The sequence below is a fragment of the Streptococcus sp. 121 genome (assembly GCF_016458205.1).
Classification (GTDB): domain Bacteria; phylum Bacillota; class Bacilli; order Lactobacillales; family Streptococcaceae; genus Streptococcus.
The window spans coordinates 51,160-71,198 of sequence record NZ_JAEMED010000003.1; the positions used below are offsets into that span (position 1 = coordinate 51,160).

General features: G+C 43.8%; 15 protein-coding genes and 1 pseudogene. 8 read left to right on the forward strand and 8 right to left on the reverse strand.

Annotated elements, in window-relative coordinates; all coding sequences use genetic code 11:
* Nucleotides 1-3 precede the first annotated feature (3 nt).
* The 3 genes from JEQ21_RS00985 to JEQ21_RS00995 all read right to left on the reverse strand — a co-directional run bounded on the left by JEQ21_RS00985 (nt 4) and on the right by JEQ21_RS00995 (nt 3,921).
* Nucleotides 4-909, reverse strand: coding sequence for a DMT family transporter (locus JEQ21_RS00985; protein ID WP_199363594.1), 906 nt, complete (start codon nt 907-909; stop codon nt 4-6).
* Between the two features lie 710 nt (nt 910-1,619).
* Entirely contained in the window at nt 1,620-2,969 is a 1,350-nt protein-coding gene (locus JEQ21_RS00990) for a glucose-6-phosphate isomerase (protein WP_196091272.1), read from the reverse strand.
* A 76-nt stretch (nt 2,970-3,045) separates the two neighbouring features.
* Complete coding sequence (locus JEQ21_RS00995) at nt 3,046-3,921, reverse strand: RluA family pseudouridine synthase (RefSeq protein ID WP_199363595.1); 876 nt, start codon at nt 3,919-3,921, stop codon at nt 3,046-3,048.
* Nucleotides 3,922-4,023: 102 nt separating this feature from the next.
* Between JEQ21_RS00995 and pbp2a the strand changes: the two genes are divergently transcribed.
* From pbp2a to JEQ21_RS01015, 4 genes are all read left to right on the forward strand, one after another.
* Nucleotides 4,024-6,264: a penicillin-binding protein PBP2A gene (gene pbp2a / locus JEQ21_RS01000; RefSeq protein ID WP_199363596.1), complete on the forward strand. Its 2,241-nt coding sequence runs from the start codon at nt 4,024-4,026 to the stop codon at nt 6,262-6,264.
* Nucleotides 6,265-6,371: 107 nt separating this feature from the next.
* Complete coding sequence (rpmG, locus tag JEQ21_RS01005) at nt 6,372-6,524, forward strand: 50S ribosomal protein L33 (protein ID WP_196091275.1); 153 nt, start codon at nt 6,372-6,374, stop codon at nt 6,522-6,524.
* Between the two features lie 9 nt (nt 6,525-6,533).
* Nucleotides 6,534-6,713, forward strand: coding sequence for a preprotein translocase subunit SecE (gene secE, locus JEQ21_RS01010; RefSeq protein WP_196091276.1), 180 nt, complete (start codon nt 6,534-6,536; stop codon nt 6,711-6,713).
* 268 nt (nt 6,714-6,981) lie between these two features.
* The gene (locus JEQ21_RS01015; RefSeq protein WP_199363597.1) at nt 6,982-7,167 is read left to right on the forward strand and encodes a hypothetical protein; all 186 of its coding nucleotides are present in this window, start codon (nt 6,982-6,984) and stop codon (nt 7,165-7,167) included.
* A 66-nt stretch (nt 7,168-7,233) separates the two neighbouring features.
* Here JEQ21_RS01015 and JEQ21_RS01020 read toward each other — a convergent pair whose 3' ends face one another.
* Entirely contained in the window at nt 7,234-7,596 is a 363-nt protein-coding gene (locus JEQ21_RS01020; RefSeq protein ID WP_196966858.1) for a YbaN family protein, read from the reverse strand.
* A 155-nt stretch (nt 7,597-7,751) separates the two neighbouring features.
* Between JEQ21_RS01020 and nusG the strand changes: the two genes are divergently transcribed.
* Both nusG and gorA read left to right on the forward strand, forming a co-directional pair.
* A complete protein-coding gene (nusG, locus tag JEQ21_RS01025) occupies nt 7,752-8,291 on the forward strand; it encodes a transcription termination/antitermination protein NusG (RefSeq protein WP_160332851.1) in 540 nt (179 codons plus the stop codon).
* 115 nt (nt 8,292-8,406) lie between these two features.
* Entirely contained in the window at nt 8,407-9,756 is a 1,350-nt protein-coding gene (gorA, locus tag JEQ21_RS01030) for a glutathione-disulfide reductase (protein WP_199363598.1), read from the forward strand.
* A gap of 371 nt (nt 9,757-10,127) precedes the next feature.
* On the opposite strand, the gene nrdI is transcribed toward gorA, so the two are convergent.
* The 3 genes from nrdI to JEQ21_RS10165 all read right to left on the reverse strand — a co-directional run bounded on the left by nrdI (nt 10,128) and on the right by JEQ21_RS10165 (nt 11,566).
* Nucleotides 10,128-10,595 (reverse strand): class Ib ribonucleoside-diphosphate reductase assembly flavoprotein NrdI, encoded by a 468-nt coding sequence (nrdI, locus tag JEQ21_RS01035; protein WP_196091279.1) that lies wholly within the window; start codon nt 10,593-10,595, stop codon nt 10,128-10,130.
* A complete protein-coding gene (locus JEQ21_RS01040; protein WP_199363599.1) occupies nt 10,595-11,134 on the reverse strand; it encodes a hypothetical protein in 540 nt (179 codons plus the stop codon). The genes nrdI and JEQ21_RS01040 overlap by 1 nt, the downstream gene beginning before the upstream one ends.
* Before the next feature lie 156 nt (nt 11,135-11,290).
* Nucleotides 11,291-11,566, reverse strand: coding sequence for an LPXTG cell wall anchor domain-containing protein (locus JEQ21_RS10165; RefSeq protein WP_325176116.1), 276 nt, complete (start codon nt 11,564-11,566; stop codon nt 11,291-11,293).
* Between JEQ21_RS10165 and JEQ21_RS10170 the strand changes: the two genes are divergently transcribed.
* Both JEQ21_RS10170 and JEQ21_RS01050 read left to right on the forward strand, forming a co-directional pair.
* On the forward strand, nt 11,493-16,217 hold the full coding sequence (locus tag JEQ21_RS10170; RefSeq protein WP_325176117.1) for a hypothetical protein: 4,725 nt from the start codon (nt 11,493-11,495) through the stop codon (nt 16,215-16,217). The genes JEQ21_RS10165 and JEQ21_RS10170 overlap by 74 nt on opposite strands.
* 2,070 nt (nt 16,218-18,287) lie before the next feature.
* Entirely contained in the window at nt 18,288-18,479 is a 192-nt protein-coding gene (locus JEQ21_RS01050) for a hypothetical protein (protein ID WP_199363600.1), read from the forward strand.
* A gap of 41 nt (nt 18,480-18,520) precedes the next feature.
* On the opposite strand, the pseudogene JEQ21_RS10220 reads toward JEQ21_RS01050, so the two are convergent.
* Nucleotides 18,521-19,780 (reverse strand): annotated as a pseudogene (locus JEQ21_RS10220) (pectate lyase-like adhesive domain-containing protein); the annotation flags it as partial.
* Between the last annotated feature and the right edge of the window lie 259 nt (nt 19,781-20,039).

Below are 20,039 nucleotides of genomic sequence, written 5' to 3' on the forward strand. Positions count from 1 at the left end.
AAATCAAACCTTCTCCTCTTCGATGGAAAGCAAAACCATGGAGGGAAGAATCAACATAGAGGCCACAAAGAGAGACCAATGGGGCTCCAAGCCTAAAAATGCCAAGCTCAGTAAGATGGAGGCCAAAGGCTCACTGGCTCCGACGACCGAAATAACCAAAGGCGAAACCAGCTTCAGAGCCTGCAAGAGAATCCAGAAAGACAAGGCAGTCCCAAAGAGAGCAATGATCGCCGAAATAGAAAGGCTGATTGCGTCCACCTGGAAGGTCACCTGCCAAACAGGATAGAGAAAGTTGGAAAAGGCGCCTGCTACCAAGAGACCCCACCCCAAGGTATAAAGGGAGCCAAAGCGATTCATAAAATAGGTTGGCAAGGTTGTATTAAAAAGAATTCCCACAGCACTCAAGAGTCCCGCTACCAAAGCCTTGGGACTAATAGAGAGTTGACTCAGATCCCCCTCACTCACTAGCAAGGCCACTCCAATCATGGTCAACACCACATAGAGAATGGATTTTCCAGAAACTGGATGCTTTTTCCACAGGGCTGTGTATAGCAAAATAAAGACGGGTGCTGTAAACTGTAAAATTGTAGCTGTAGCCGCATTCGAATGTTGAATACAGAGGTAAAAGAAGTACTGAACTGAAAAGAGCCCCAAAATCGTATAGGCAAAAAAACGAGGCAACTTTTTCGGGTCTTGCCAAATACTCCAGAGACCTGCTGGATCTTGGACATAAGCCAAAATCAATAAGACGAGTCCGCCAATCAAAAGACGCATGGAGGTAATCCAACCCGTTTCCACTGTGTAATGGGAAAAAAAGTATTGACCAATAATTCCACACAACCCCCAGACAATACCCGATAAAATTCCATAAAGTGTTCCTTGGATAATCCTTTGCTTTTGATTTTTCATCCTTTCACCTCCTCATCTTTACTATACCATAAGTCTATCTTTCCGTTAAGATGGAGAAAGAAAAAAAGAACCCAGCTGGGCTCTTAATCTGGAAATAATAGAAAGGATTATCAAACCGTCTGGGGAGAGACTGTTTGAACCCGAGCCTAGAAATAAGAAGCGAGGACATTCTAACGTCATCAACAAATACCAATTTCTCCATGGCTCAAGAATGTTGTGAAAGACATTCACAAGATTAGTATAGCAAAATGAAACAGCCACAGCCAAACTGTCCCGCTTCCGCAACACCCTTCATGGGGCCAATTGTTTGGAAATCTATTTATGGGAAAACTCCAATTTTGCATCAAATCAGGTCGTAGAAACCCTTGAAAAATTAACAGTAAACTTTTCAAGAGTTTCTTTTTTAGAGATGCCTTAAAAAAGAAACCATCTCAAGATTTCACTCTTTCCCGATTAAGCTTTCCAAAAGAAAAGCTGGAAAATTTTTTAATACTCATTAAATTTCAAAATCTGACGTTGTCAAGCCTCTTCGGTGAACTTCAGTTCAACCATCATCGGCTTTCCTAGTCATTTTTTTGAAATTTTTCGAGTATTCCGATTTTGAAGTTTGTCCAGTATAACTTTTTCAAATCTTTTTCTATTGTGTTGCATATAAGAAACAAGTGTACATTTAAGAGAAAAAGGCTGGAAATTCCAACCTTTTCGTTTTATTATAGGCGAGCATTGAGCTCTGCAGATAATTCTTCAAATCCAGGTTTCCCAAGAAGGGCAAACATGTTTTTCTTGTAAGCTTCAACACCTGGTTGGTCAAATGGATTGATACCATTGAGGTAGCCAGAAATCGCAATCGCCAATTCGAAGAAGTAGATGACATAACCTAGAGTGAATGCATCTTGTTCTGGTAGAGTTACGAACATATTTGGAACATCCCCATCTGTGTGAGCCAAAAGAACGCCATCCGTCGCTTTCTTATTCACAAAGTCAACATCTTTCCCTTGGATGTAACCAAGACCATCTAGATCCTCTTCAAATTCAGGAATAATCACGTTCTTACGTGGTTTGTCAACACGAACGACGGTTTCAAACATAATACGCGCCCCTTCTTGGATAAATTGACCAAGAGAGTGCAGGTCAGTAGAGAAGTTCGCAGATGTTGGGTAAATTCCTTTTTGGTCTTTTCCTTCTGACTCCCCAGCTAATTGTTTCCACCACTCGCTGAAGTATTGAAGAGATGGCTCATAGTTCACCAAGATTTCTGTCGCATATCCTTTGCGGTAAAGAATATTCCGAACTGCCGCATATTGGTAAGCTTGGTTTTCTTTCAAATCTGCTGAAGCATAATCTTTACGAGCAGCATTGGCTCCATCCATAAGCGCTTGAATGTCCGCTCCAGACGCAGCAATTGGAAGAAGTCCTACAGCTGTCAATACTGAGAAACGACCCCCAACATCATCTGGTACGACAAATGTTTGCCAGTTGTTCGCATCTGCTTCTACTTTCACCGCTCCTTTTTCACGGTCAGTTGTTGCGTAAATCCGACGGTTCGCTTCTTCTTGCCCATATTTCTTAATCAAGAGTTCTTTAAAGACACGGAAAGCAATCGCTGGTTCTGTTGTGGTTCCAGATTTAGAAATCACATTCACAGAGAAATCCTTGTCTTCCACGTACTCAACCAAATCCGCCAAATAAGTAGAAGAAATGGAGTTTCCAGCATAGAGAATTTGTGGAGCTTTACGCTCTTCCTTGCTTTGCAAGTTCACAAAGTGATTGTTCAAGAAATCAATCGCTGCCTTGGCACCAAGGTAAGAACCACCAATTCCGATAACAACCAATACTTCGCTATCTGATTTGATTTTCTCAGCTGCTTCAAGGATACGTGCAAATTCTTCCTTGTCGTAGTTTTCAGGAAGGTCTAACCAGCCTGTAAAGTCGCTTCCAGCCCCTGTTCCCTTACGTAGTAATTCGTCAGCTGCTGAAACTTGTGCTTGCATGTAGTCCACTTCATGTGGAGCTACAAATTTACCTAGCACTTTTGAATAATCGAATTGAATATGTGCCATATTCCTGCTTCCTCCAATTTTTTATCTCCCTTATCTTACTCTTTTATTAAAAAAAAAGCAAGAAAGGTCACAAAAATTAACGGTTTAATGCAAACGTTATACCTGCTTCAAAACTGGGCGATGTAGCTTGCAGAACCAGAGACTCCTGTGTCAAAGGATGAACGAAGCTTAAGCGATGCGCGTGAAGCAGGAGTCGCCCTTCTGGATGAGGGTGATACAAAGGATCTCCCACAAGCGGGTGTCCATGGTGAGACAAGTGCACCCGAATCTGGTGTGTTCGTCCTGTTGCCAGCTGACAAGCCACCAAGGTCCGATCTCCATTTGACTTCAAAACCCGTATCGTCGTCTGGGCCCGCTGCCCCTTTTTAGAATCAACTCGCCGCTTGCGTCGGTCATGTCGATCCCGTCCAATCATATCTCGGTATACCTGCTCCTTCCGAGCAAATGTCCCTTCGACCAAGGCCCAATATTCCCGTTTGATTTTCCGATTCTCCAAAAGCCGATTCAATAACGGCAGGATCACAGGGTTCTTGGCAAAAAGTAACAGGCCGCTGGTCTCCTGGTCTAGCCTGTGAACCACATAGCAGGTTTGGCCCGTATGGGCAACCACATGATTGAGACAGGCAATTTCACCAGGCTGATTGGCGTGCGTCTTCATTCCTTCAGGCTTTTGAACGACAATCAGATGCTCATCCTCATAGAGAACCTTAATCTGATCCGCCTGCCCCGGCTGAACCTGGCGATCCTCGTACCAGTTCTCCTTAAAATCCAAGTCCAAGACTTGTCCCTTCTCCACTGGTATTTGCCAGTGGACGGCCTGGCCATCTAAGGTCAATGCCTTTTCCATCCTTAGAAAATGGCGGATTTTCCGGGGTATCAGTAGTTTCTCTTCTAGCACCTGTTTAATGGTGAGCCCTGTCCAGGCAGCAGGGATTGTGATGTTAATTTTCATACTCTTCATTGTAACAGAAAGAAAGCTTAAGAAAAACTGAAAACAAGCCTAGAACCAAGGCATTTTCTTGTTCCCTTGTAGAGAAATTGATACAATAGCCCTATGAATAGACTAAAAAACGCCTTTGAGCAGTTCTTACAGCTCTTTAAGGCATCCGAAAACGAAGAAGAACTGTTAGAAAACCAAGACGAGCTTTCTTCAGAAGCCTCGTCTCCAGAGCAAGACTCCAGTGAGAGTAGTCGCTCCGCAAATAAGAAAAAACGCGGCTTCTGGCCTGGTTTTCGCCGCTTCTGGCGCCGTTACCATCTGACCAAAATTCTCTTAATCCTGGTTCTGTCTTTTAGCTTGGTTATCGGTGGTTGGCTCTTCTACTTGGCTAAGTCTTCCAATGTCGAGGACTTACAAAATGCCCTTAAGGCCACAACCATTATCTACGACCGCAATGACGACGAGGCTGGGAGCCTGACCGGACGGAAGGGAACCTATGTTGAGTTAACAGCTATCAATCCCAATTTGCAGAACGCCGTGATAGCGACGGAGGATCGCTCCTTCTACGAAAACAGTGGGATCAACTACGGGCGCTTCGCTTTAGCCATCGTAACGGCAGGTCGCAGCGGTGGTGGCTCTACCATTACCCAACAGTTGGCCAAAAATGCCTATTTGTCGCAAGACCAGACTATCCAACGGAAGGCGAAAGAGTTCTTCTTAGCTTTAGAATTAACAAAAACCTATTCTAAAGAAGAAATCTTAACCATGTACCTCAACAACACCTACTACGGAAATGGGATTTGGGGAATCGAGGATGCCAGTCAGAAATACTTTGGCGTCACGGCTAGCGAGCTAACCCTAGATCAGGCGGCAACCCTGGCGGGTATGCTCAAGGGACCAGAGCTCTATAATCCGCTCTCTTCCTTGGAGAATGCGACCAACCGGCGAGACACGGTGCTGATGAACATGGTGAACGCTGGCTACATCAGCCAGGAAGAAGCTGACCAAGCGGCGGCTGTCGATATGGCTTCTCAGTTAAGGGACACCTACCAGGGCAAGGCCAATGACTATCGTTACCCCTCCTACTTTGACGCCGTTATTGCGGAAGCCGAGAAAATCTACGGCCTTTCAGAAGAGGACATTGTCAACAACGGCTACCGCATTTACACCGAGTTAGATCAGAACTACCAGGCCAATATGCAGCTGATTTTCGACAACGAAAGCCTCTTCCCGCAGGCAGCCGACGGCAGCTACGCTCAATCTGGAAGTGTAGCCCTAGATCCACAAACCGGTGGCGTTCGAGGCTTGGTTGGCCGTATCAATTCCGATGAAAACCCTGAATTCCGGAGCTTTAACTACGCCACTCAATCCAAGCGTAGCCCCGGATCGACCATCAAACCCATTGTCTCTTACACACCAGCCCTCGCTGCTGGTTGGTCCATCAACACCCAGCTAAACAACAGCAAAAAAACTTACGGGGACTACAGTATCGATAACTATGCCGGTATGACCACCGCCCCTACAGTTCCCATGTACGAAGCCTTAGCCGACTCTCTCAATATCCCAGCCGTCGCAACCTTGGACGAACTGGGTGTTGACAAAGGCGTCGAAAGCGCCAAGAAATTCGGCCTCAAATTAGCCAGCGATACCCCTACTCTCGGTATGGCCTTGGGAAGCGGTTTTGAAACCAATCCCTTACAAATGGCTCAGGCCTATGGGGCCTTCGCAAATGATGGGGTCATGCGTGATGCCCATTTGATCACCAAGATTGAAAACGCTAGTGGTCAAATCATTAAGACCCATAAGTCCACTTCTACACGGGTTATGTCCAGTTCCGATGCTAGCAAGATGACCCAAATGATGCAGGGAACCTTTACCAACGGAACCGGTATCTACGCTGCACCATATGGCTACACCATGGCCGGAAAAACCGGAACCATGGAGACCGACTTCAACCCTGACGTCTCCAGCGACCAGTGGGTCATCGGTTACACCCCAGACGTGGTTATCAGCCAGTGGGTCGGTTTCCCTGAAACGGATCAGGAACATTACCTAACTGGAACGTCATCAACCGAAGCCGCTACCATTTTCCAAAGCGTAGCCGCCAGCGTTCTCCCTTACACCGAAGGTAGCACCTTCTCAGCGGAGAACGCCTACGCCGCAAATGGCATCGCTCCTGTCAATATCTATGGACAAGAAGAAACGACTAACAACGGCACCCTCAATGACTTCCTCAACGATGTGCAAAGTCAAGCTCAAACCATGGTTGATCAAGCCAAGGAAGCCCTTAACAGCGCACAACTACCAGAAAAAGCTAAAAACCTCTGGGATAGCTTCACTGGGCTTTTCCAATAAAGATGAGAAAATCGGGTTTCACAGGCCTCGGCCCTGACCCGATTTTTCCCTCTATAAAACTTGGCAAGAGTTTCAAATCTTGCTATAATAGGACTATTGGAGGCATCATGGCACTAAAAAAAGCAAGTTTAGCCTGCACGGTTTGTGGCTCACGGAATTATTCCATCAAGCTTAGCAGCAACCCCAAACCAACACGGCTCGAAGTTAATAAATTCTGCAAGCATTGCAGCAAATACACCATTCATAAAGAAACACGTTAGGAGATATCAATGAGATTTGTCCTCGATACCTTTCGGGTCTTGCGGGATACCACTTGGCCCAATCGAAAACAACGCTGGACTGACTTCTGGTCTGTCCTACAATATTCTGCCTTTTTCATCCTCGTCATTTTTCTATTTGACCAGGCTGTATCAAGGGTCTTTAATCTTCTCTTGGACTTCTTCCAATAGAAAACCAAACAAGAGGCTGGAACAGTTGTTCCAGCCTCTTGTCTTGTACTCTACTCTGTCCGCTACCTCGCCTACTAGCAGCTGATATACTCTTTTAGTTTATCTTTTATTACTGTGTTAGCTCGTCTTGCCGTACTTATTTGAAACTTTCTTCGAAAGTTTTATCAGCAACCTCAAAATCTCCCTCAAGATTTTGACCTGTCTACGACTCGCTGCCTTGTACTAAAAGACTCTAGCAGTTGATACTCGAAATAGTTCGAAATCTGAAATGAATTTTAATCCAGGAATTGAATTAAAATTTATAGGTCATGAAGCAAGCATCACTTGTAATCAATCCGATGAAGATAGTTCAACAGGTCTGGGAGACCTGTTGAATATTATCGCTAAAGCGTGCAAGGCACGCAATCAAGGGGTTCGGCAAAGAAGATTAACACATTCAGATTTTGAAATGTAATAAGTGTGAAAAACTTCTCATCAACGATTCTACAGCCTATTTCTACGCAATATACAAGCTAAACAACTACTCCTTATCCGGAATCACCCAGAAAAGATAGTAGGTAATAAAGACTGTCAAACAGCCCAAGGCTCCTTTAACCCAAATAATAGGCGCAAAATAGAGGGACAAGCCCATCAAAAGATAGATTTGAATAATAATGGCTTTTTTTCTTCTCCTTGGAATGGAGCGACTAGTAGCATAGTCCAAAGCATAATAGCGGTATATCTTGCTTCTCTTCAGCTTCTCATTGAGCCTCTGTGATGATTTGGCAAAACAAAAACTAGCTAGCAGTAAAAAAGGCGTTGTTGGTAAAATGGGTAAAAAGATTCCTAGAGTCCCTATCAGAAGGCTTAGCGAGCCCAAGATTAAATAGAAGATTCGTTTCATAAAGCCTCCTTATATTTGTTTAGTATATCACAATTTTCAGATTAAAACGATTGGACTTCTTTTTTCCAATCTCCCCATATCTCCACTTTTTTGTGTTATAATGTGTAAGAAATACGCCAAGCCTTCGGGCTTTTTTATATAGGAAAGGAATGTCCATGTTAGATAGTTTTGATAAAGGCTGGTTTGTCCTACAGACCTACTCTGGCTATGAAAATAAGGTCAAGGAGAACCTTCTCCAGCGTGCACAGACTTACAATATGTTAGAAAATATTCTTCGCGTTGAGATTCCAACTCAGACAGTTCAAGTTGAGAAGAATGGGAAAAAGAAAGAAGTGGAAGAAAACCGCTTCCCTGGTTATGTCCTGGTTGAAATGGTTATGACCGATGAGGCTTGGTTTGTTGTCCGGAACACACCCAACGTTACTGGTTTCGTGGGTTCTCACGGGAACCGCTCCAAACCAACACCGCTCTTGGAAGAGGAAATTCGTGCTATCTTGGTATCCATGGGACAAACAGTTGAAGACTTGAATCTGGACTTCAAGGAAGGGGATACCGTACGAATTATCGATGGGGCCTTCACTGACTACACTGGTAAGATCACAGAAATTGATAACAACAAAGTCAAAATGATGATTACCATGTTTGGAAACGATACGTTGGCAGAAGTAGATATCACTCAAATTGCAGAGTTATAATTATTTTTTACACCTAAGCAAGGGTGTGGTTAAACCATCTCTTTTTGCGTAGCAAATTTCTGCTAAGCCATTTAAAAAGTAATATAATAAAAGCAGAACTAAAAGGAGTGATAAAATGGTAAAAGAATTTGATATTCTCTCAATCGGAGGAGGATCCGGTGGTATTGCCACTATGAATCGTGCAGCCATGCATGGAGCCAAGGCAGCTGTTATTGAAGGAAATCTACTAGGAGGAACTTGTGTGAATCTTGGTTGTGTTCCCAAAAAAATTATGTGGTATGGGGCATCCGTAGCCGATGTCTACTCTAAATACGGCGCAGATTATGGATTTAAGAATCCCGAAGTCACATTTGATTTTGCAACCCTACGGAAAAACCGGGAGGCCTATGTGGAGCGTTCCCGCAATTCCTATGGGGGACAGTTTGAACGAAACGGGGTCGAAGTCATTGAAGGTTACGCCCGTTTTGTAGATGCGAATACTATTGAGGTTAATGGTGAACTTATTCGTGCTAAACATATTGTCATCGCCACAGGAGCCAAGCCTAGCATACCGGACATTCCTGGCAAGGATCTCGGGATTGTCTCAGACGATGTCTTCGCTTGGGAGGAACTACCAGAATCCATTGCTATTATCGGAGCAGGTTACATCGCTGTTGAGATGGCAGGGTTGCTCAATAGCCTGGGGGTAAAAGTCGATCTTTTTGTTCGGAAAGATGCTCCTCTTCGCTACCTTGATGACTATATCTTAGATGGACTCTTGCAGGAAATGAAGGCTGACGGTATTCAACTACATACACATAAAGTTGTTTCCCAAGCTGAACAGGTTAGTGAAGGTATTCGCCTTCAATTCCAAGATGGCAGTAACCATACAAGTCAAACTGTACTTTGGGCGATTGGTCGTCACCCCAACACCCACGATTTAAACCTAGAGGCCGCTGGTGTTGACTTAACAGATAGAGGTTTCATCAAGGTAGACGCTTTCCAAAACACAACTACGACTGGTATCTATGCCCTCGGGGATGTGACAGGCGAGAAAGAATTAACTCCGGTCGCTATCAAAGCTGGGCGTACTCTTGCTGAACGCCTCTTCAATGGCCAAACTCAGGCCAAGATGGATTACAGCAACATTCCAACCGTTATCTTTTCCCACCCTGCAATTGGTACAGTTGGATATACAGAAAAAGCTGCAATCCAAGAATTTGGAGCCGATCAGATTAAAACTTATACATCCAGCTTCGCCTCCATGTACACGGCTGTGACGCAGCATCGCCAACCAGTAAAGCTCATGCTGGTAACTCAAGGGAAAGACGAAAAAGTCATCGGCCTTCACGGTATCGGTCATGGGGTTGATGAGATGATTCAAGGCTTTTCTGTAGCCATCAAGATGGGAGCTACTAAAGCTGACTTTGATGCTACCGTAGCCATCCACCCAACTGCTTCGGAAGAATTTGTCACCATGCGTTAAAAAGAAGCCCTACTCATTTGTTCTGAGGGAACAGAAGAGTATGGCTTCTTTTTTTATTTTTTCTAGAAATATATCGACTGGATTCTTTCGCCCCTACTACATCACTAATATAGTCTTGTAATTTTCATACTCATTACATTTCAAAATCTGAATGTGTTAATCCTCTTCGCTAAACCCCTTGATTGCGTGCCTTGCACGCTTTAGCGATAATATTCAACAGGTCTCCCAGACCTGTTGAACTATCTTCATCGGATTGATTACAAGCGATGCTTGCTTCATGACCTATAAATTTTAATCCAATTCCTGGATTAAAATTCATTTCAGATTTCGAACTGTTTCGAGTATCAGGTCAAGATCGGGACGATACGCTTTTATTCATAAATAGCCGCATAGGCTTCCAAAATTTTATGGGCAATACGTTCTACATCATTTTGCATCCCCCGCATTTCAAACGTATCCAAAACAGGAATAGAAAATTGTTGACTATATTGTTGGGCCGTCAGGCAATACTGATGATTGAAGTTGCGATTGCCGCTACCGACAAGTCCTAAACAATAGAAGGAGTTTTCGCCATACGCCATGAAATCACGGACATCTGTTGTCAGAATTTCAACATCCCCATTGTCAATTCCATTTCCTCCTTCAAGATAGGTTGGGATGAAGGTCACATAGGGCTTGTTCAATAGGAAAAACTCTTGCTCTTCCTTCACCAAGGCCTTAATGTCAATCAAGTTAATCGTCAAACCAGGATTTTGAATCAGCAAGTAGGTTTGAAGACGCGAGACGAAACTTTCTGTATTGCCACTGAGACTAATATAAACAAAGGTCAACTCTTGCATTAGAGTACCTCACCATCAAAATCTTCTGCTTCCAAAGCCTTTTGGTAGCGGCGCAAACCAAAGTAGGCAATGGTAGAAAGAAGAAGGAAAATGACAACAGTGAAGATCGCAAAAAACTTATTTGCATTTAAAACACCTACCAATTGGTCTTTGTTCTTCAAGAATGACCGAGCCATCTGATTCGAAACCATAATTGAGACCACACCACTTATAAATACTGCCAATCGCATTGCTAGATAGGTATAAGTTGATTTCACAACATCCTTTTTGAAAAATAGGAAAAAAGCAGATAGTCCAAAAAGAACAGTTACCACTGCAGTCATAGCAAGTGCTAAGGGACTACCAGCCCATTCAAAGGTGGCGATTTGAAGATTGATCGTTTCAACCCCACCCAGTTGTTGGACAATCGTTTCATCATTCCTAAATTCAGTCCAAGTTTTGATAACATTTGGTCGTTGAATAAAACCATAAATATTCGACAGTAATCCCAGGGTTGATATCCCCAATAAGACGGATAAAAATACAGGTTTCTTTTTCATAAATTCCTCCTTATATTAAATAGAAAACTTTACTAATAGAATAGACCTAACCCCTAAAAATGTCAAGAAAAAGTCAGCGTTGACGTTCATCTCTCATTTCTTTATTCGAAAATTAAGAGAAAAGGCTGAGGCACACTGAACCTCAACCTTTTTTCATTATATCAAGTCTGTTGAAGAGGATTCTTCCTCTTTTTTCTTTTTCCGACGACCAAAAAGCAAGGCTGAGAAGAGAGACAAACCAGCTAAACCTAAAAAGCTCGAAGACTCTTCACCTGTATTTGGAAGTCGACGTTTATCTAAAGATTCACTGAGTGACTCTGAGTTAGATTCTGAGACGGATTCACTTAACGATTCCGAAATGGACTCGGAGATAGACTCGCTTAACGATTCCGACACAGACTCAGAAACAGATTCACTTACGGATTCGGACACAGACTCAGAGACAGATTCGCTTACGGATTCTGAGACAGACTCAGAGATAGACTCGCTTAACGATTCTGAAACAGACTCGGAGATAGATTCGCTTACGGATTCTGACATGGACTCAGAGACGGATTCACTTAACGATTCTGAAATTGACTCAGAAATTGATTCGCTTACGGATTCTGATACTGACTCAGAGATAGACTCGCTTACCGATTCCGACACAGATTCGGAGATGGACTCACTTAACGATTCTGACACAGACTCAGAGATAGATTCGCTTACGGATTCTGAAATAGACTCAGACACTGATTCACTTACGGATTCAGAGACGGACTCAGAAACGGATTCACTTACGGATTCAGAAATAGACTCGGAGACGGACTCGCTTACGGATTCCATAATGGATTCTGAGACGGACTCGCTTACCGATTCCATAGTAGACTCAGAGACAGACTCACTCAACGATTCCATAATAGACTCGGAGACGGACTCGCTCAACGATTCCATAATAGACTCGGAGACGGACTCACTCAACGATTCCATAATAGACTCGGAGACGGACTCACTCAACGATTCCATAATAGACTCGGAGACGGACTCACTTAACGATTCCATAATAGATTCTGAGACGGACTCACTTAACGATTCCATAATGGACTCGGAGACGGACTCACTTAACGATTCCATAATAGATTCTGAGACGGACTCGGAGATGGACTCAGAGACAGATTCGCTTACGGATTCTGAAACGGACTCGGAGATGGACTCAGAGACAGATTCGCTTACGGATTCTGACACAGATTCGGAGATGGACTCACTTAACGATTCCGAAATGGACTCAGAAATTGATTCGCTTACGGATTCCATAATAGACTCGGAGATGGATTCACTTAACGATTCTGAGACGGACTCGCTCACTGATTCCGAAATAGACTCGGAAACGGACTCACTTACGGATTCCATAATAGACTCAGAAACAGATTCGCTCACTGATTCCGAAATTGATTCAGAGACAGATTCACTTACGGATTCCGAAATGGACTCAGAGACAGACTCGCTCACTGATTCCATAATAGACTCGGAGACGGACTCACTTAACGATTCCGAAATGGACTCAGAAACAGATTCGCTCACTGATTCTGAAACGGACTCGGAGATGGACTCAGAGACAGATTCGCTTACGGATTCTGACACAGATTCGGAGATGGACTCACTTATCGATTCTGATACTGATTCAGAGACGGACTCGCTTAACGATTCTGAAACTGACTCAGAAACAGATTCGCTTACGGATTCCGAAATGGACTCAGAAACAGATTCGCTTACGGATTCCGAAATGGACTCAGAGACGGACTCACTTATCGATTCCATAATGGACTCGGAGATAGATTCGCTTACGGATTCCAACACAGATTCAGAGACAGACTCGCTCACTGATTCCGAAATAGACTCAGAGACAGACTCGCTTAACGATTCTGAGACGGACTCAGAAACAGACTCACTTATCGATTCTGATACTGATTCTGAGACGGACTCGCTTACGGATTCCGAGATAGACTCAGAAATTGATTCACTTACGGATTCCGAAATGGACTCAGAAATTGATTCACTTACGGATTCCGAAATGGACTCAGAGACAGATTCGGAGATGGACTCACTTATCGATTCTGATACTGATTCAGAAACAGACTCACTTATCGATTCCGAAATGGACTCAGAGACAGACTCGCTTACGGATTCTGAGACGGACTCGCTTACGGATTCCGAAATAGACTCAGACACTGATTCGCTTACGGATTCTGATACTGACTCAGAAACAGACTCACTTAACGATTCTGAGACGGATTCAGAGACGGACTCGCTCACTGATTCCGAAATAGACTCAGAGACAGACTCGCTCACTGATTCCATAATAGACTCGGAGACGGACTCACTTAACGATTCCATAATAGACTCGGAGACGGACTCACTCACCGATTCCATAATAGACTCGGAGACGGACTCACTCACCGATTCCATAATAGACTCGGAGACGGACTCACTCACCGATTCCATAATAGACTCGGAGACGGACTCGCTTACGGATTCCATAATGGACTCAGAGACGGACTCACTTAACGATTCCATAATAGATTCTGAGACGGACTCGCTTACCGATTCCATAATGGATTCTGAGACGGACTCACTTAACGATTCCATAATAGACTCGGAGACGGACTCGCTTACCGATTCCATAATAGACTCAGAGACGGACTCACTCACCGATTCCATAATAGACTCAGAGACGGACTCACTCACCGATTCCATAATAGACTCAGAGACGGACTCACTCACCGATTCCATAATGGACTCGGAGACGGACTCACTCAAGGATTCCATAATAGATTCGGAGACGGACTCACTCAAGGATTCCATAATAGATTCGGAGATGGACTCACTCACCGATTCCATAATAGACTCGGAGACGGACTCACTCACCGATTCCATAATAGACTCGGAGATGGACTCGCTTACGGATTCCGAAATGGACTCAGAGACAGATTCGCTTACGGATTCTGAAATGGACTCTGAGACAGACTCGCTTACGGATTCCGAAATAGACTCAGAGATAGATTCGCTTACGGATTCTGAGACGGACTCAGAAACAGACTCACTTATCGATTCTGAGACTGATTCAGAGACAGACTCGCTTACGGATTCCGAGATAGACTCAGAAATAGATTCACTTACGGATTCCGAAATAGACTCAGAGATAGATTCGCTTACAGATTCGGACACAGACTCAGAGATAGACTCGCTTAACGATTCTGACACAGACTCTGAAATTGATTCACTTACGGATTCCGAAATGGACTCAGAGACAGATTCGCTTATGGATTCTGAGACGGACTCAGAGATAGACTCGCTTATCGATTCTGACACAGACTCTGAAATTGATTCACTTACGGATTCCGAAATGGACTCAGAGACAGATTCGCTTACGGATTCTGAGACGGACTCAGAAACAGACTCACTTAACGATTCCGAAATGGACTCAGAAACAGACTCACTTAACGATTCTGAGACTGATTCAGAGACAGACTCGCTCACTGATTCCGAAATAGACTCGGAAATGGACTCGCTTATCGATTCTGAAATAGACTCAGAAACAGACTCACTTAACGATTCCGAAATGGACTCTGAAACAGATTCGCTTATCGATTCTGAGACTGATTCAGAGACTGACTCACTTACGGATTCAGAAATAGACTCAGACACTGACTCGCTTACGGATTCTGAAATGGACTCTGAAACGGATTCCATAATGGACTCGGAGACGGACTCGCTTACCGATTCCATAATAGACTCAGAGACGGACTCACTCACCGATTCCATAGTAGACTCAGAGACAGACTCACTCACCGATTCCATAATAGACTCTGAGACGGACTCGCTCACCGATTCCATAATAGATTCAGAGACGGACTCACTCACCGATTCCATAATGGACTCGGAGACGGACTCACTTAACGACTCCATAATAGACTCGGAGACGGACTCACTCAAGGATTCCATAATAGATTCGGAGATGGACTCACTCACCGATTCCATAATAGACTCGGAGACGGACTCACTCACCGATTCCATAATAGACTCGGAGACGGACTCACTCACCGATTCCATAGTAGACTCAGAGACAGACTCACTCACTGATTCCATAATAGACTCGGAGACGGACTCGCTTACGGATTCCATAATGGATTCTGAGACGGACTCGCTTACCGATTCCATAGTAGACTCAGAGACAGACTCACTCACCGATTCCATAATAGACTCGGAGACGGACTCGCTCACCGATTCCATAATAGATTCGGAGACGGACTCACTTAACGATTCCATAATGGACTCGGAGACGGACTCACTTAACGATTCCATAATAGACTCGGAGACGGATTCACTCACCGATTCCATAGTAGACTCAGAGACAGACTCACTCACCGATTCCATAATAGACTCGGAGACGGACTCGCTTACCGATTCCATAATAGACTCGGAGACGGACTCACTCACCGATTCCATAATAGACTCTGAGACGGACTCACTCACCGATTCCATAATAGATTCTGAGACGGACTCACTTAACGATTCCATAATAGACTCGGAGACGGACTCACTTAACGATTCCATAGTAGACTCAGAGACAGACTCACTCACCGATTCCATAATGGACTCGGAGACGGACTCGCTTACCAATTCCATAGTAGACTCAGAGACAGACTCACTCACCGATTCCATAATAGACTCGGAGACGGACTCACTCACCGATTCCATAGTAGACTCAGAGACAGACTCGCTCACTGATTCCATAATAGACTCGGAGACGGACTCACTTAACGATTCCATAATAGACTCGGAGACGGACTCACTCACCGATTCCATAATGGACTCGGAGACGGACTCGCTTACCGATTCCATAATGGATTCTGAGACGGACTCGCTTACCGATTCCATAATGGATTCTGAGACGGACTCACTCACCGATTCCATAGTAGACTCAGAGACAGACTCGCTCACTGATTCCATAATAGACTCGGAGACGGACTCACTTAACGATTCCATAATAGACTCAGAGACAGACTCACTCACTGATTCCATCACGGATTCTGAAATAGAATAGGAAACAGACTCACTTAGAGAGTGAGAATGGGACTCTGAAATGGACTCACTAATAGAGTTTGACAAAGATTCACTCGTAGAATTCGACAAGGATTCACTCTCAGAGTTAGAGAGAGACTCACTAATGGATCTTGACTCTGATTCTGAAATACTATTGGATTGTGACTCTGAGATGCTCTGTGATTCTGAATTGGATATCGATTCAGAAGATGATCGACTCTCGGATTCACTGGTAGATTCGCTCAGAGACTCCGAAGTCGTATCCGATTCTGTTCGTTTCTCAATCTCAACATCGTAGTTCTGACCTTCACCCGTACTACTCAAGGTTCGTTTTATTTCCGTCCCAACATCTTGAGATACATGATAAACAGATCCATCCGTGGTCGTAATAGTTGTTGATCCGGTTAAATTTTCAAAGTTATAGTCACCTTGCAAAAAGGTCTTAGAGCTGGATGAAAACTCATCTTTCGTAATCACATAGTCCGGCCAATTTTCGGTAACGACCGTTGTAGGATCTGTATTGATAGCTGTCCCAGCTTCTCCTGCAAAACTATCTACTTTCAGCTGAACACGGCCACCGTCCGTGACATCATAATAGGTAACAGTTGCTGTTTGAGGACCATACTCAATGATGAGATCTTGACCCTCAATCACTGTTGTCGTTTCAGTGCTAACACCATCTGTTCCCTTACTGCTATCCACAGTTTTCGTCACATTACCAGCTTGGTCTGTGTGATAGATATAATAAGTCGTTGTTTTGCTGCTAACAACTGAGTCTTTTCCTTGCTGTACAATACGAGCTGTATCAGCAGGAATATCTGGGTTATAACGATAAATAATATTATAGTCTTGGACTGTGGTTTGAGTTTCAACCTCTTCTCCCGTCCGATCTACTGCTTCAATGGTTATCCGTTGAGATTGATAAGGATTGAAGCCGTCGTTTAAGTTATTCAGTGCAACTCCAGACTGGGTTCCAGCTCCATCTCCACTGATACTTGTGTCTGTAAAGGTTGTATCAATCGTAAATGGATTTCTGCTTCCACTGAAGTCCTTATATTGCATACTAAACTCGGAGACTCCATACCACACATTTAAAGGAGTCCCTTGCGTATCAGAACCATTTTGCCACTTAGAAATCCGATAATTTCCATTCCCTTTGAAGGTTCCATCTCCACTAAAGAAGACCAAAGCCCCTTCTGGAAGTCTTTGACTATTTAGGTGTCCCACATTTGGACGAGTCTTTTCAAGGTTCAGGTATTTTACATTGTCGAAATTAAAGGCTGATCCGCTATTTCCACCTAAAGGAACCGAAATCAATTCTGCATAAAAGTCTGTGTTGTCTGTTTGCAAATCAACAACAGAGTTTTCACCTGCATAAAATTCTGTAAAGCCTTTCGCTGTTCCGTTCAGATTGATAACGTCATCGTAGTTAACCTTATGATTCGTTAATTTAACCTTAAGAGTCCCATTTTTTTCAACCCGAAGGGAACTGCGATCGTTAAGACCAATATAATTTCCAAAAGCATAGCTACCAAATTTCTTGCCATCAGACTGGAGATCCATCACAGCTTGACTCTTGACATGAAGGTTAGCATCATCTCCCATATCAATGGCAGCACCATTTCCAAAGTTCTGGAAGGTCACCTGAGCACCATCATTGGCAATAAAGTCTGACTGGTCTCCCATATAGACTCCAGCCCGGCCATAGAAATTAAAGGTGGCATTTTCACCAATGGAAATTGTGTTTTGCCCCGTATTTCCTTTCGTACTCTCGATATTTTCAGAAGTACTAGGATTATTGACTTGTTGTCCCAGGACAATCCCAACACCCTGTCCAACCTTCAAGTCCAATTGAGAATAAGCCCCTGTGATGACAGAACCAGCGACTTTCTGATTTGGCTGACCAGCACGAATAGCTGTGTTGTAGTTTTCAACATTGGAAGATTTTTGCGTACTTACTAAATCTGTAGCATCCCCATTTTTAAGGGTGATCGTCACCTTACTATAGTTCCCAAGTTCGACAGAACCACCCGCTTTCACACGGATTCCATCACCATCAGCAGCCCGATTCATGTTCAAGACACTACCCGCTGTTGTCACCACTTTCGCTGCCATGTTGATATTAGCCCCACGGTTGGTTGCAGTGGTCTTCACAACAGAGTTTGTATTTGTTACTGTACCATCAATTGTGATGGTGACATTCCCAGTTGACCTATTCCCGCTACCATCGTACATGATTCCTGAAATGGTCGAATCCTTATAGGTAATGTTCCCGTCACCCGTTACAACAAAAGGACCTGATGTATTACTGGTATTCAAAGTTACATTATCGAGGGTCATGTCAACGGTTGACGAATTAATGGTGTAATTTCCTAAATTTAAGCTATTCCCATTCCCTTTAATGACAACCGTATTTCCTGTATAAACAGCATTGGAAGTAGCCGTTAAACTAGAGCCTAAATTGATTTCCGTAATCGAGCTATCTTGTAAGGCGCTTGCAAACTCATCCCAAGAATTTACGGTACGACTAGTCGCGGTCGTGCTAAGGGCATTGGCACGTAGAATACGAATCTGGTCACCAGTTACCTGAGTACGTCCAGTATTCCTTGTCCGACCCTCTTTTAAGAGCTCTGTTGCTAAAGCCTGGGTACTATTTGAAATAGAAGCTATTGTGGTTTGGATGTCCGCAAGACTGACTGTTCCTTGAGCTAGTAGAGCTTTTCCTGCTACAATGTCTGCTCGACTAGCCACTAAAGCCGCGGCTAAATCTGCACTTGATTGCCTACTGGTTCTCTCCTCTACACCCTCAACAAAATTTTCTGCAGTAGTTGTAACCGTCTCAAGACGCTTCAAAGCTTGGGATTTAGCGTCCTCGTCCGCTTGCTTCGTCACCTGCTCTGTAGAGAATTCACTCGTCAAGGATTCCGAGCGACTTACAGATTCCGAGAGGGAAAGTGACTGCGAAGTAGAAACCGATTCCTGACTCAGGGATTCAGACAAGGATTCTGAACTTGAAAGAGACTGGCTTACGGATACGGATAAAGATTCAGAAGCTGAAATAGATTCAGAAACAGAAAGGGATTGACTCTCAGAAAGTGAAAGAGATTGAGAAATCTCAAGTGATAGCGACTGTTCGGTAGACAATGCCTCTTCACTAGCTCTTTGATGATCTACGGTGGAGGTACTTGTTTCAATGGAAACAGATTGAGATTCTACCTCCTGACTTTGCGGGAGAGAAATCTCATCTTGATCAACCATAACTGTTGTAGCCAACTCAGAAGAAAGAACTGTTTCTTCCGCAAATGCTTGATCAGTCCCTAAGGCTGCACCCCCTAATAAAGCAGCAATGGCACCAGCCCCTTTTAAAACAGTTTCTAGGGAGATAGAGCTACGAGTAAAATCATCATCTGTCTTTGTTTTTCGAAGTACCGGTGTCACCTTACCACCAAGGCGAATGGCACCTACTTTTGACATAATTGTCCGAACCCAATGCTTACCAGATTTATGCATTCTTACACGAGTATGGCGATAGGATTCTTCATATTTTACATCTTTGTTCTTCACTCAAATACATCCTTTCGGAAAAATTAATAGTTACCATTTTATAACAGCGATTCCTCAAATTCAAGTGCCCACCCCTATGAAAACGTTTTTTCGACGGGTGTACCTTTATTTTTAGGAATAAAAGAAAGCGGCACAAACGACCGCTTCTTTCCTATTTTACATTAGACTGCCTACGAAACAGTGACAGAACTCGAGATTCATCGGAGTTATACTCTTTTAGTTTATCTTTTATTACTATATTAGCTCGTCTTGCCGTACT